Raw genomic sequence first — 13,838 nt, forward strand, 5'->3', positions numbered from 1 at the left:
CATCCCTGCCGGACCGCGCAGGACTTCCCGCGGGAACCGCGCACGCGTTGTGGCGGCGACCACATCTCACCGCCGATGATCGGCTCGTGCAACACGCCTGCGGCCGCGTTCGGGCCGCTCAGCCGGGCCGGGACCAGGGATCGACAGAAGCGCGGACGGGACGAATCCGCAGACGCGGGTAAATGTGCTCCACAACTCCGCAGCACCGACAAGCCTTTCCGCGATTTATCACCCGAGTGGACTAAGCCTGTCGGACGGCACCGTCCCCCACCAGAGGTCTCGTGACACCCGGCGGCGGGCTTGCGCGGCGCGCGGCGGGCCCCGTCGGCAGCAACGGAGCGGCCGTCCGGGCACGCAGGGCCCCCCACCAGAGCCCGCTTCCGTACGCCAGATCGTCCAACCGGTGGGCCACCACGTGCCCCAGCAGGCCGGGACGGACGGCGGCATCCCGGTCCCGATGGGCCCACCAGTCCCCGACGCCCTCGGCGAGCGCCGCGACGAGCACCGCCCGCCGGGCACGCGCCGAGAACGGGACCGCGAGCGCCGCGACGGGCCAGAAGTGCCGGGTGAGCCCGGACGCGAGCTGCAGGACCGCGCCGGCGAGCCCGAGACCCGTCAGCCGCGCCGCGGACGTCCGGGGATCCCGCAGCCGGCCCAGCTTGCGGGACAGCCGTTCCGTCGCGACGGCGGTGACGGCGGCCGCGCCCGCGTACGCCCAGCGGCGCTGCAGCAGGAGCAGCGCGCACACCACCGCGGACCACGGCGAGAGCACCATCGGCGGCACCGAACCGGGATGGCGCAGCGCGAGCGGCGCCGCGCCGGTGCCGTAGTAGGCCTTCCGCAGCCACCACGCGCTCGGATCGCTGCGGTGCTCGTGCGCCACCTCCGACGACGGCTCGTACCGCAGCCGCCAGCCCGCGGCGTGCAGGCGCAAGACCAGGTCGACGTCCTCGGCGACGTGCATCCGCTCGTCGAAGCCGGCCCCCAGCGCCTCCTTGCGCACGAGCAGTGCGGCGCTCGGGACGTACGCGACCCGGGAGCGCGGGACGACGAGCGCGGGGTCCGGGCCGAGGTCCAGCGAGGAACGGACGGCCTCGTAGCGGCCCAGGACGCCCCGGTGCGGCGGGAGGGCGACGATCCGCGGCGCGACGAGCGCGACCGCCGGGTCCCCGAGGTGCGCGAGCAGCGGCGCGAGCCAGCCGTCGAGCGGGACGACGTCGGAGTCCAGGAACGCGACCAGCGGGGTCGTGGCCGCGGCGAGTCCGGCGTTGCGGGCGGCGGCGGGCCCCTTCGAGCGCCCGTGCCGGACGACCTCGCCGCCGGCGGCGTGCACCTCGTGCGCGAGGAACTCGGGGTCCGCGCTGCCGTCGTCGACCACGATCAGGCCGCCGAGGCCCGCGGGCAGCGCGGCGAGGAGGCGGCCGAGCGGCCGGTCCTTGACCGGGACGACGACCGTCACGTCCCCGACGTCCGGGGCACCGGGCTGCGGCAGGGTCGGGTGGGCGAGCCCGGCGTCGAGCAGGGTCCGGGCCAGGGCCGTGGAGACGGGGTCCCGGGCGGTGAGGGTCTGCGCGGCGCCGAGGGCCGCGCGGGCCGCGGGACGCAGGTGCACCAGGCGCGGCGGGGCGCCGCCGAGGAGCGCCGCGCCGCCGTCCGCGCCGGGGAGCCGGCGGACACGACGGTCCAGCGCGACCCGGAAGCCGTCGGGGAGCCGCGTCGCCGCGGGACCGGTACTCACCGCAGGATCCTCACATGTCGGCGGCCGGTCGTGGCACCCTCGTCCCGTGTCCGCGTCGTCTGATGTAGCGGGTCCGGTGCTCCCCCGGTACGGCGAGCGCTCGCTCGCGGAGGTGCTGCCCGCCCTCGCCCACGCGATCGGCGTGCCCGGGATCGGGGCGGTGCCCGACCTCGGGCTGCCGCCCGTGCGCGCTGCCGGGCTCCTGCTCGTCGACGGGCTGGGGGCGGAGCTGCTCGCGGCGCATCCCGCCGACGCGCCGTTCCTGACCTCCCTCGCGACGGCGGATCCGCTGACCGTCGGCTTCCCGTCGAGCACGTCGATCAGCCTGGCGTCGCTGGGGACGGGCCTGCCGCCGGGCGGCCACGGGATGGTCGGGATCAGCTTCCGGGCCGCGGGGGAGGCGCTGCTGGACTCGCTGAAGTGGAGCTCCTACGGCGAGCCGGATCCCGTCGACCTGCGGGAGTTCCTGCCGCCCGAGCACGTCCAGCCGTGGCCGACGATCCTGCAGCGCGCCGCGGCCGAGGGCGTCCACGTGACGTCGGTGTCCCCCGCCGAGTTCCGCGGGTCCGGCCTGACCCGGGCCGCGCTGCGCGGCGGGATCTACCACGGCGTCCACGCGCTGGGCGATCTCGCGGCGGGCGTGATCGAGTCCCTGGCCGGGCCCGGACAGCGGCTCTGCTACGCCTACCACGCGCATCTCGACTCGCTCGGCCACCTGCACGGCCCGGGCACGCTGCCGTGGCGGCTGCAGCTCCGGCAGGTCGACCGGCTCGTCGAGACGATCGTCGAGCACCTCCCGCCGGACGCGCTGCTCGCGATCACCGGGGACCACGGGATGGTCCGGCTCACCCGGCACTACGACGCGGACGTGCTCGGCGGGCTACAGCACGGCGTCCGCCTGCTGGGTGGCGACCCGCGCAGCCGGCACGTCTACACCGAGCCCGGCGCCGAGGCGGACGTCCTCGCCACCTGGCGCGGCGTCCTCGGCGACGACGCGTGGGTCGTCACCCGGGACGAGGCCGTCGCCGCGGGCTGGTTCGGCGCGCTGGGTGATTACGTCGCCCCGCGGATCGGGGACGTGGTCGTCGCGATGCGGGGCACGGCGGGCGTGACCCGCACGGCCGCGGAGCCGACGATCTCCACCCTCCCGGGCCAGCACGGCTCCCTCAGCCCCGCCGAACAGCTCGTCCCCTTCCTCGTCGCTCACCCCGGCTGACCCGCGAGCCGCGACCCGAACCCCCGCGAGTCGCGATGTGGAACCAGGCGAGTCGCGATGTGGAACCGGGCGAGTCGCGATCTGGGGCCCCGCCAGCCGTCTGGCTCACAAGGCGGCCGCGCTGCTCCCTTACGCGGCTCGGCCGGCTCTACCGCGCGGCTCGCCCGGCACCGAGACCCGACTCGCTCGGCTTCAGAGCGCGACTCGCCCGGCTTCAGAGCCCGACTCGCCCGGCTTCAGAACGCGACTCGCGGGCGGGTCAGAACGGGAGGCGGGCGGTCTTCTCGTCCGGGGCCCAGGTGTGGATCGCGGCCGCCACGGCGGTGGTGATCGCGGTCAGGAGGGCGTGCCCCTCGTCCGCGCCGGCGCCCGTCGGGTCGCCGAGGATGCCGTTCGGGCTGACCGCGGCCACGCCGCAAGCCCGCATCCGGGGCAGCAGCTCCCGGAGCGGCTCGGTGGCGCCTGGGGCCGCGGCGTCCTCCCGGACGGTCCCCGGGCTCAGGGCGAGCATCAGGGAGGTCTCGGTCCGCCCGGCGTGGGCGTCGCCGGAGACCCCCGGCGCCATGCACGGGACCCAGGCGGCGTCGCGGCCCTCGTAGCGCAGCAGCGTCACCGCCTCGACGAGCGACCCCACGTTGCCGCCGTGCCCGTTGACGAACACCAGCCGCGACGCCCACCGGCACGCCGACCGCCCGAGCTCGACGAGCAGCAGCCGCAGCGCCTCGTGCCCGATCGACACAGTGCCGGGGAACCCCTCGTGCTCGCCCGCCGCGCCGTACGGGACGGCGGGCGCCACGACCAGCGTGGGATCGTCCCCGACCACCCGGCGCGCCACCGCCTCGGCGATCGCGACATCTGTGAAGAGCGGCAGGTGCGGCCCGTGCTGCTCCACCGACCCGACGGGCACGACGAGCGTCCGCGCCGGTCCGTCGCGGACGTCGGTCCAGGTCAGGTCAGCGATGTCGGCCATTCACCCCTCCGTCCACAGAGTTGTCCACAGGTGGATGAGTGGTGTGGACGCTGTGGATGATCCTCACAGGTTCACCGCGACCCGGTGCCCGTCGACGACCGCGGCCTCGATCCGGCGTGGGGCGAGGCAGTCCCCGATCCGGTGCACCGGGAGCGGGCCGTCGCGGAGCTCGGACCACAGCTCGTCCGCGGGCTCGGTCGGGACCGCGCAGACCAGCGCGTCGACCTCCCGTTCCTCGAGGGCGCCGGTCGGGTGGTGCAGCACCCGGACCCGCATCCGAGCTCCGCCGGTCTCCACGTCCAGTACCACCCGGTCCGTCGACGACCGGATCCCCGCGGCGTGCGCCCGGCGGCGGAAGTTCTCCCGGTCCAGGGTGATCCCGAGGTCCTGCCCCACGACCATCCCGGGCGTCGTGATCTCGACCGCGCAGCCCTGCGCGGCGAGCAGCTCGGCGGTCGAGGTGGCCTGGTGGAAGCCCAGCTCGTCGTAGAGCAGCACGTCACCGGACGGGGACGCCGCGCCGGAGAGCACGTCGTGCACGCTCACGGCGCCGGGCCAGCGCGGCGCGGCGGGACGGGATCCCGTCGCGAGCACGACGACGTCCGCGCCGGACCTCCGCACGTAGGCCGCGTCGACGTCGACTCCCGTCCTGATCTCCACCCCCGCCCGCGCGCACTCGACCCGGAGGTTCCGCGCGACCAGCCCGATCTCCCCGCGCCCCGGCGCGCTCGCGGCGAGCAGGAGCTGGCCGCCCGTCGAGTCGGAGCGTTCGCAGAGGGTGACGCGGTGACCGCGCGCCGCGGCGGTCGCGGCGGCCTGCAGCCCGGCCGGCCCACCTCCGACGACGAGCACGCGTCGGGGAATCCCCGGCGTCGGCAGCGGCGAGGCCTCCTTGCCCGCCCGCGGGTTCTCGACGCAGCCCAGCCACCGGTTCAGCCCCACCCGGCCCACGCACTCCTGGTTGCACCCGACGCAGGCCCGCACCTGCTCGCCGGTGCGCGCCTTCGCGGCGAAGTCCGGGTCCGCGATCTGTCCCCGTGCGACGCCGACCAGGTCGCAGTGCCCCTCGGCCAGCGCCTGCTCGGCCTGCGCCGGCTCGGTGAACCGGCCGACGGCGATCACCGGTAGCCGCACCGCCCGCCGGATCGCCGACGGGATGAAGGTCGCGTAGTTCGGCGGCGTGTGCATCGAGGCCTCGATCAGGTGCAGCGTCGCCGTCGCCACCCCGATCGAGGTGTTCACGTGGTCGACCTGCCCGGTGGCCTCCAGCATCCGCGCGAGACCGACGCCCTCGTCGAGCCCGATGCCGCCCTCGACCTGCTCGTCCGCGCCGATCCGGACGCCGAGGGCCCTGTTCGGCCCGAGCACCTCACGGACCGCCGCGACGACCTCGAGCACCAGCCGCGCCCGGTTCTCCGGCGATCCGCCGTAGCCGTCGGTCCGGTGGTTCGTGGCCGGGGAGAGGAACCCGCGCAGCAGCGACGCGTGCGAACACTGCAGCTCGACGCCGTCGAACCCGCCCGCGACGCAGTGCTCGGCCGTGCGCGCGTACCCGTCGACCACCTCGGCGATCTCGCGAGGGCCCATCTCGACCGGGACCTCGCGGAACATCGGGTCCGGGATCGCCGACGGCGCCCAGATCGGCTGCCGCGAGTACATCCCGGAGGACTGCCCGCCGTTGTGGTTGAGCTGCGCGAGGACCGGGACACCGTGGGCGTGGACGGCGTCGGTGATCAGGCGGTACCCCGGCAGGACGGCCGGGTCGTGCCCGCGGAGGACCTTCTCGTAGGGCCGGTCCGCGGGGTGCACCGAGTGCTCCTCGGTGATGATCAGCCCGGCCCCGCCCGCGGCCCGTGCGGCGTAGTAGGCGGCGTGCTGCGCGGTGGGCAGCCCGTCGACCGCGTAGCCGGTGAGGTGCGCGGTGAAGACGATCCGGTTCCGCAGGTGCAGCGGCCCCACGCGGAGCGGCTCGAAGAGCCTCATCGCGGCTTCGCCGCCCGTGCGCGGAAATCGTTGCCGGGGCGACGTCTTCCGCGCACGACCTCCCCGGCCCGCCGACCCTCCAGCACGGCCTCCGCCACGGTCCGCGGCGCGACGCAGTCCCCCACCCGCACGAGATCCGGCCGGGCCCGCCACAGTGTGTCCTCCGGTAGCCGATGAGCGCAGTCGATCACGAGCGTTCCGGGGATGCCGCGGGTCTCGCCGGTGTGGACGTCCTCGATCGTCGCGACCCCGCCGGTCACCGACCGGAGCCTGGAGAACACCTCCCGCCGGACGCCGGCCCGTTCGAGACGGGCGTTCGCGTCCGCGAGGTCGCCGGTGCGGCCGAGCTGGGTCCCCGCGACCGCGTCCGGCGTCACCAGCGAGCACGCGACGCCCGCGGCCGCGACCTGCTCGGCGATCCCGACCCCGGTCCAGTCCCCGATCGGATCGTGCACGACGACGTCCGCGCCCGCCGCGAGCCCGGACCGTCCGGCCAGCACCTCGGCCTCGAACTCCGCCGCGGGAAGCACGCGGACGGAAGGCGCGGACGCGATCGCCGGGGGGACGGGACCGACCCGGTGGCGAGCACGACCGCCTCGGCCGCGTCGAGGTCGTCGAGACCGACCTCCACCCCGAGCGACACCTCCACCCCGAGCCGCGCCAGCTCCCGCTCCCACCACGGGATCAGCACCCCCATCCGGGCCCGTCCGTGGACCGCCGCGGCCCACCGCAGGGCGCCGCCGAGCTGCGCCGACCGTTCGACGAGCCGGACCCGGTGCCCTTGCAGCGCGGCACTTCTCGCGGCCTCCAGCCCGGCCGGCCCACCGCCGACGACGAGCACGTCCCAGGGCCCGCCGGCCGCACCGTCCCTGGGTGAAGGAGCGGCGCCCGGGCCCCCCGCAGCGTCCGGGGACGTGTCCGCCGGACCACCGGAAGTGCCGGCTCCCGGGGAGGGGGCGGAGATCAGGGGATTGCGCGGGTCCCGGGCGGCGTCCTGGTTGGAGAGGGTGCACGGCCGGATCCGCTCGGGGGTCCCCGCCCGGACGTGGGCGACGAGGTCGGGGTCCGTGATCTGGGCCCGGGTCATCTCGACGAGGTCGCAGGTCCCGTCGGCGAGCGCGGCGGTCGCCATCGCCGGGTCGACGACGCTGCCCTGCAGCACCACCGGCATCGCCACCGCGGACCGCACCGCCGCGGACAGCTCCCGGTTGAAGCCCGGCGGGGTGTGCAGGTCCGGCCGGGTCGCGGAGACCGTCAGCCCCGAGCCGCGCACCGGTACGACGTAGTCGACGTCGAGTTCCCGCAGCACGTCCAGGGCGGAGGCCGGCGTGATCCCCGCCCACGGCGCCAGCTCGTCGACGCACACCCGCAGCCCGAGCACGCGGACGGCGCCGAGCTCCGCGCGGACCGCGGCGACCACCGACCGCAGCAGCAGCCCGCGGTCGGCCCCGAACGCGTCGCGACGATGGTTGGTCAACCCGGAAAGGAACTGCCGCAGCAGCGAGTGCTGCCCGGCGTTGATCTCGACACCGTCCAGGTCCGCGCCCACGGCGACCGAGGCCGCCGCCGCGAACCCGGCCACCAGCGCGTCGATCTCGGGGGCCTCCATCACCTGCGGGACCTCGCGGCTGACGACGTCGAGCACCCGGGACGGGCCCCACAGGGCCTGCTGGGAGAACGCCGTCGAGCCCTGGGCCCCGGAGTGGCCGAGCCCTGCCAGCACCAGGGAGCCGTGCGGGCGGCAGGCGCGGACCACCTCCGCCCAGCCCGGACCGCAGTCCGACGCCAGCGGGGCGCGCTCGTAGGGCCAGTCCGAGGGGTGCACGGACGCGATCTCGGTGACGATCACGCCGCAGCCCCCGGCCGCCCGTCGCGCGTAGTACCTGACGTGCCGAGCAGAGATCTCCCGGCGGTACGCGAGGTTGGTCTCGTGCGGTCCGAACAACACGCGTGCGGACGCCCGGCGACCACGGAGGCTGATCGCGTCGAGGAGGGACATGCGCAGAGGGTCGCGCGGCGCCGGACCCGTCCTGATCGGGTCCGGCGCCGGCGGACTGTGGGCCGGCTAGGAGCCGGCGACGGGGACCCGGAGGCCCGAGTCCGTGTCCGAGGCCCCCATCCCGGCGAGCGGGCTGGTCTCGCACGCGCGGTCCGGGCGGGCGATGGACAGCGTCAGCGGGACCGGCGCCTTGCCCGAGCGCGAGTTCCGCGGGGCCGAGCGGGAGTGGTCCACCTCGGACTTCGGGATCAGGGTGTCCATGTCCCGGGCGGCGAGCGCCTGCTCACCGAACCCGCGCACGCACTCCGGGTCCGGGCCGTCGAGCGGGAGGCCGGTGAAGAACTTGGCCGCCATGCAACCGCCCTGGCAGGAGTCGTAGTGCATGCAGGACGCGCACGCCCCACCGGTCTGCGGCTGGCGCAGCTCGGTGAACAGCTCGCTGGACTCCCACACCTTCTGGAAGCCGCCCTCGTCCCGGACGTTGCCGGCGAGGAAGTTCTCGTGGATCGCGAACGGGCAGGCGTAGACGTCGCCGACCGGGTCGATCAGGCAGACCACGCGCCCGGCGCCGCAGAGGTTGAGCCCGGGCAGGGCCTCGCCGAACGCGGAGAGGTGGAAGAACGAGTCCCCGGTGAGCACCTGGTCCCCGCGGTCCACGAGCCAGTCGTACATCTGCTTCTGCTGCGACGGCAGCGGGTGCAGCTCGTCCCAGACGTCCGCGCCGCGACCCGACGGGCGCATCCGCGTGATCCGCAGCTGGGCGCCGTACTTGTCCGCGATCGCCTTGAACTCGTCGAGCTGGTCGACGTTCTGCCGGGTCATCACGACCGAGATCTTCGGCTGCTGGAAACCGGCCTCGGCCAGGTTCTCCAGTGCGCGGATCGCCGTGTCGAAGGATCCCGGGCCGCGGACGTAGTCGTTGACCTCGGCGGTCGCGCCGTCGAGCGAGATCTGGATGTCGACGTAGTCGGTCTTCGCCAGCCGGGCGGCTCGCTCCTTGTCGATCTTGATCCCGTTCGTCGAGAACTTGACCCCGACGTTGTGGGCGATCGAGTAGTCCAGGAGCTCCCAGAAGTCCGGGCGCACCGTGGGCTCACCACCGCCGATGTTGATGTAGAAGACCTGCATCCGCTGCAGCTCGTCGATGACGGCCTTGGCCTCCGCGGTCGACAGCTCACGCGGGTCCCGGCGGCCGGAGGACGACAGGCAGTGCACGCACGCCAGGTTGCAGGCGTAGGTGAGCTCCCAGGTGAGACAGATCGGGGCGTTCAGGCCGTACTGGAAATGATCGACCAGCTTCAACGTGCACTCCACTCGTCGTGGCGGGGACGGCTCAGGGCGTCAGGGGGCGTGCTTCGATCGTTCCGGACGCCGCCAGTCCGGCGAGTGCCCGCAGGTAGGCGGGACGCTCGGACTCGGTGACCCCCGCGGCCTCGACGGCGGCGTGGACGTCCGGGTGGTGCTCCAGCCCCTTCACGACCGCCACCAGCTCCGGGGTCTTGAGGAAGGAGAGCTTGCGGGTGCCGAAGTGGTAGACGAGCGCACCGAAGGGCTCGGGCCGCAGCGACACCTGCGGGCTGCAGCGATACGCGGTCCCGGGATCGAAGTCGACCCCGGGACCGGCGGCCGCAGCGATGTCCTTAGTAGACACCGCACATGCCGTCGATCGAGACCTCCTCGACCAGGGTCTCCTCGACCACGGGCGCGGTGGACTCCTCGGACACGGACTCGGTCTGGTCGATCGAAGCCATGGTCTACCTCCTGGAAACGACGCTGTCGGGTGCTGCAGGGCAGCCCTTCGGACAGTATTGGCACCGAGTGCAGAAAGGCAAGGATCTGATCGTCACGCCCCTCCGATCGGACGGGACGCCCGGTCGTCACCCCGAGGCCGACCGGAGGCCCCCGCCGTTCCCCTGCCGCGGACCGGCATTCTCACCTCCGTGAACGAACCGGCCACCCTCCTGCACCTGGCCACCCCCGGCGAGTGGCGGGGGTACCTGTCCGCCGGGGCGATCGCCCCGCCCTCGCCGGCCGACGTCGGCTTCGTCCACCTCTCGACGCACGAGCAGGTCGCGCTCCCCGCGGACCGCCTCTTCCGGGGCCGCCGGGATCTCCTGCTGCTCGCCGTGGACACCGCCGCGATCGAGGCCGCCGGGATCGAGATCCGGTGGGAGCCGGGGGTTGCGGGGGACCCGGCGTCGATGCGCTTCCCGCACGCCTACGGCGCGGTGCCGACCTCCGCAGTGCTCGCGGTGCAGACCTTCCGACCCCGGGGCGACGGCGGGTTCGACGCCCCGCCCGCGCCGCCGGAGCGTGCGGACCACGCCGCGCGCCTGCAGGCGTTCGCGGACTCGATGCCGCGCCGGATCGCGACGACGGAGGTGCCGGTGACCGGGGGCGTGGCCGTCCTGCAGGCGGCCGTGCCGTGGTCGCACGCCTGCAACCAGCTCCTCGTCGACGACATGACGGCTGCCCAGGACATCCGCGCGGAGGCGGACCGGGTGCTCGGCGGGGCCGGGCGGAGGCACCGCTGCGCAACCCTGCGCGGCCCCGATCCCGGCCCGGTCGCGCGCGAGCTCGGCCGCAGCGGCTGGTGGGTGCAGCACGAGGTGGTGATGACCCGCCCGCTCGGCGACGGGCCGCTCGACGACGGGCCCGTCGCGGGACCCGCGACGCTCGCGGAGGTCCGGCAGGTCTGGACGGACGCGTGGCGCACGGATCTGCCCGCGGACGATCCGCAGCGGCTGCGGCTGCCGGACCGCTACCCCGTCGACGACCAGGGCGTCGACATCCGGTATCTGGCCGTGCGGGACGCCCACGGAGCCGTCGTGGCGGCTGCCGCCTGCGCGATCGACGGCGCCACGGCCGTGCTCGACGCCGTCGAGACCTCGCCCGCCCACCGCGGGAAGGGATACGGCGACGCGCTGCTCAGGGGCGCGGCCGTCGTCGCGGAGGCGGCCGGCTGCGACCTGCTCGCGCTCGACGCGCTGGCCGAGGACTGGCCCCGGCACTGGTACGCCCGCCGCGGGTTCACGGTGATCGACGAGACCTGGGCGGCGGGCCGGCAGGGCTGAGAGGCGGCTTCGCCGCTCGTGCGCGGAAGGTCGCATCCCGCCCTGTCCGACCCGACGGTTTTCGCCCCCACCTCTTGACGGTTTCCCGCTCGCGGCACTGTGCGCACGGTCACTGCGGCCATAGCGTCGCCGACGACCGAGATCCACCTGCACCAGAAAGGGCTGCCATGCAGGTCGACGAGCTGTTGAAGCCGTTCCCGCTCAAGGAGTTCCACCCGTTCCCCAAGGCGCTGATGGGGCCGGGCGCACACGAGATGATCGGGCCGGAGGCCCTCAAGCTGGGCTTCAAGAAGACGCTCGTGATGACCTCGGGCCTGCGCGGCACCGACATCGTCCACAAGATCGTCGAGTCGATGAAGTACCACGGCCTCGAGGTCGTGGTCTACGACAAGGTCGAGTCCAACCCCAAGGACTACAACGTCATGGACGCTGTGGGCCTCTACCAGCAGAACAAGTGCGATTCGTTCGTCTCGATCGGCGGCGGTTCCTCGCACGACGCCTGCAAGGGCGCGCGCGTCTCGGTGGCCCACGACGGCCGCAACGTCAACGAGTTCGAGGGCTTCAACAAGTCCGAGAACCCGCAGAACCCGCCGCACATCGCGGTCTCCACCACGGCCGGCACCGGCTCGGAGACCTCGTGGGCCTACGTCATCACCGACACCACGACGGACCCGGACAACCCGCACAAGTACGTGGCGTTCGACGACGCGTGCGTGACCTCGCTGGCGATCGACGACCCGGTGCTCTACTACGACTGCCCGATCGACTACACCGCGCAGTGCGGCTTCGACGTCCTCGCGCACGCCTCCGAGCCCTACGTCTCCCGGCTGAACTTCCAGCCGTCGCTCGGCAACGCGCTGCACGCGGTCAAGCTGACCGCGCAGAACCTGCGCCAGGCGGTGTGGAACGGCCAGGACCTGGCCGGCCGCGAGGGCATGATGTACGCGCAGTACATCGCCGCCCAGGCGTTCAACTCCGGCGGCCTCGGGATCATCCACTCGATCAGCCACGCCGTCTCGGCGTTCTACGACACCCACCACGGCCTGAACAACGCCATCGCGCTCCCGCGCGTCTGGGCGTTCAACATGCCGGTCTGCTACGAGCGCTTCGCCGACATCGCGGAGGCCATGGGCATCGACACCCACGGCATGACCAAGGTGCAGGCCGCCGAGGCCGCGCTCGCCGCCGCGATCCGGCTGCTGCGCGACGTGGGCATCCCGGAGCGCTTCATCGACGTCACCCAGGACTCCTACTCGAAGAACCGGCTGGGCCAGGGCCCGACCAAGTTCTACGAGAACGAGAAGACCATCCGCGGCGACGCGGCGGACGTGGACCGCATCACCAACCACGTGCTCGGCGACGCGTGTACCCCGGGCAACCCCAAGGAGTGCACGTTCGAGACGGTCCGTCCGGTCGTCGACCACTGCATCAACGGCGACCTCGACGACCTGCTCAGCTGACCCCGTGCGCGGGAAACCTCGCTGGAACGAGGTTTCCCGCGCACGGGTCCGATCGACCAGCACGGACATCACACAGCTCAGCGGGCCCATCCCGGCTCCCTGGTTCACACTGGGAGCGATGGGCCCGCTCGCTGCGTGCCTGCCGCGGCCCGCCGCAGAGGCCGCGCGGAAGGAGCACTTGCGTGACCGACGCCGTGACCGCCACCGAGAACCCCGACCCTCCCTTCGAGTCGGTCCAGGAGGTCGTCGACGCGCTGCGCGAGCAGGGCTACATCGCCGACACCCGCCTCGCCACGACCGTCTTCCTGCTGACCCGCCTGGACAAGCCGCTCCTGCTGGAGGGCCCCGCCGGCGTCGGCAAGACCGAGCTCGCGAAGATGCTGGCGCTCGCCACGGGCCGCCGCCTGCTTCGCCTGCAGTGCTACGAGGGCCAGGACGAGACCAAGGCCCTGTACGAGTGGGACTACGGCAAGCAGCTCATGTACACCCAGATCCTGCGGGAGAAGATCGGGCAGGTCGTCGAGGACGCCCCCGACCTGCACACCGCGGTCGAGCGGATCGGGGAGAACGAGAGCGTCTTCTTCTCCGAGCGCTTCCTCGCCCCGCGCCCGCTGCTCGAGGCGATCCGCTCCGAGCAGCCCGTCGTGCTGCTGATCGACGAGGTCGACCGCGCCGACGAAGCGCTGGAGGCCGTGCTGCTGGAGACCCTCGGCGAGTTCCAGATCTCCGTGCCCGAGGTGGGCACGTTCACCGCGAAGCAGAAGCCGTACGTGCTGCTGACCTCGAACAACACCCGGGACCTGGCCGCCGCCCTCAAGCGCCGCTGCCTGCACCTCTTCCTGGACTACCCGGCCGCCGAGCGCGAGCTGGAGATCGTCCGGTCGAAGAAGACGGGGCTGGCCGACGCGCTGGCCGAGGAGCTGGTCGACGTCGTGCGCGGGCTGCGCGAGCTCGAGCTGCGCAAGGCGCCGAGCATCTCCGAGACGATCGACTGGGCGCGCACGCTCGCGGTCCTGGGCGTCGACGAGCTCAACGCGCAGGTGCTCTCGGACACCGTGAGCGTCGTCGTCAAGTACGACAAGGACGTCCGGAAGGCGCTCGACGCGCTGCCCCGGCTCGTGGACCCGAACGCGACGATCGAGGAGCCGGGTCACGGCCACGGACACGGACATGGGCACGGCCACGGCTCGGACCACACGCACGACGACGACGGTGACGTCGACGGCCGCGCGAAGCGAGCGGGCAAGGACACCGCAGGCCGGCACGGCGAGGGCGCCTACGGGACCCCGACCTACGCCAAGGGCACCGAGAAGGACCCCGGCCCCGCCACGCCGCGCAGCGTCACACCGGGTCAGGGCAGCCGCTCGTTCGGGCTCGGCCGCAAGCGGGCGTTGTAAG

Annotated in this window: 12 protein-coding genes; 4 read left to right on the forward strand and 8 right to left on the reverse strand. The window is 73.7% G+C overall.

All coding sequences use genetic code 11. The features are described from left to right. Positions 1-241: 241 nt before the first annotated feature. Entirely contained in the window at positions 242-1,738 is a 1,497-nt protein-coding gene (gene mftF / locus WBK50_RS29270) for a mycofactocin biosynthesis glycosyltransferase MftF (RefSeq protein ID WP_341338655.1), read from the reverse strand. 46 nt (positions 1,739-1,784) lie between these two features. On the opposite strand from mftF, the gene WBK50_RS29275 reads away from it, so the two are divergent. Next, positions 1,785-2,954 carry an alkaline phosphatase family protein gene (locus WBK50_RS29275; protein ID WP_341338656.1) on the forward strand — a complete coding sequence of 390 codons (1,170 nt, stop codon included), beginning with the start codon at positions 1,785-1,787 and terminating at the stop codon, positions 2,952-2,954. 259 nt (positions 2,955-3,213) lie between these two features. On the opposite strand, the gene mftE is transcribed toward WBK50_RS29275, so the two are convergent. The 7 genes from mftE to mftA all read right to left on the reverse strand — a co-directional run bounded on the left by mftE (position 3,214) and on the right by mftA (position 9,657). After that, entirely contained in the window at positions 3,214-3,924 is a 711-nt protein-coding gene (gene mftE / locus WBK50_RS29280; protein WP_341338657.1) for a mycofactocin biosynthesis peptidyl-dipeptidase MftE, read from the reverse strand. 63 nt (positions 3,925-3,987) lie between these two features. Then, positions 3,988-5,907 (reverse strand): mycofactocin system FadH/OYE family oxidoreductase 2, encoded by a 1,920-nt coding sequence (locus WBK50_RS29285; RefSeq protein WP_341338658.1) that lies wholly within the window; start codon positions 5,905-5,907, stop codon positions 3,988-3,990. After that, on the reverse strand, positions 5,904-6,362 hold the full coding sequence (locus tag WBK50_RS29290) for a hypothetical protein (protein ID WP_341338659.1): 459 nt from the start codon (positions 6,360-6,362) through the stop codon (positions 5,904-5,906). The genes WBK50_RS29285 and WBK50_RS29290 overlap by 4 nt, the downstream gene beginning before the upstream one ends. Next, positions 6,281-7,906, reverse strand: coding sequence for an oxidoreductase (locus WBK50_RS29295; protein ID WP_341338660.1), 1,626 nt, complete (start codon positions 7,904-7,906; stop codon positions 6,281-6,283). The genes WBK50_RS29290 and WBK50_RS29295 overlap by 82 nt, the downstream gene beginning before the upstream one ends. A 66-nt stretch (positions 7,907-7,972) precedes the next feature. Next, positions 7,973-9,208 (reverse strand): mycofactocin radical SAM maturase, encoded by a 1,236-nt coding sequence (gene mftC, locus WBK50_RS29300; RefSeq protein ID WP_341338661.1) that lies wholly within the window; start codon positions 9,206-9,208, stop codon positions 7,973-7,975. Between the two features lie 31 nt (positions 9,209-9,239). Beyond that, entirely contained in the window at positions 9,240-9,557 is a 318-nt protein-coding gene (gene mftB, locus WBK50_RS29305; protein ID WP_341338662.1) for a mycofactocin biosynthesis chaperone MftB, read from the reverse strand. Next, positions 9,547-9,657, reverse strand: a complete 111-nt coding sequence (gene mftA, locus WBK50_RS29310) for a mycofactocin precursor MftA (protein ID WP_297502939.1) — start codon at positions 9,655-9,657, stop codon at positions 9,547-9,549. The genes mftB and mftA overlap by 11 nt, the downstream gene beginning before the upstream one ends. 189 nt (positions 9,658-9,846) lie before the next feature. On the opposite strand from mftA, the gene WBK50_RS29315 reads away from it, so the two are divergent. The 3 genes from WBK50_RS29315 to WBK50_RS29325 all read left to right on the forward strand — a co-directional run bounded on the left by WBK50_RS29315 (position 9,847) and on the right by WBK50_RS29325 (position 13,837). Beyond that, positions 9,847-10,980 (forward strand): GNAT family N-acetyltransferase, encoded by a 1,134-nt coding sequence (locus WBK50_RS29315; RefSeq protein ID WP_341338663.1) that lies wholly within the window; start codon positions 9,847-9,849, stop codon positions 10,978-10,980. A gap of 167 nt (positions 10,981-11,147) precedes the next feature. Then, on the forward strand, positions 11,148-12,440 hold the full coding sequence (mdo, locus tag WBK50_RS29320) for an NDMA-dependent methanol dehydrogenase (RefSeq protein ID WP_297502937.1): 1,293 nt from the start codon (positions 11,148-11,150) through the stop codon (positions 12,438-12,440). A 182-nt stretch (positions 12,441-12,622) separates the two neighbouring features. Continuing rightward, positions 12,623-13,837, forward strand: a complete 1,215-nt coding sequence (locus WBK50_RS29325) for an AAA family ATPase (RefSeq protein WP_341338665.1) — start codon at positions 12,623-12,625, stop codon at positions 13,835-13,837. The last annotated feature ends 1 nt before the right edge of the window (position 13,838 follow it).

This window comes from Pseudonocardia sp. T1-2H (assembly GCF_038039215.1).
GTDB lineage: Bacteria > Actinomycetota > Actinomycetes > Mycobacteriales > Pseudonocardiaceae > Pseudonocardia.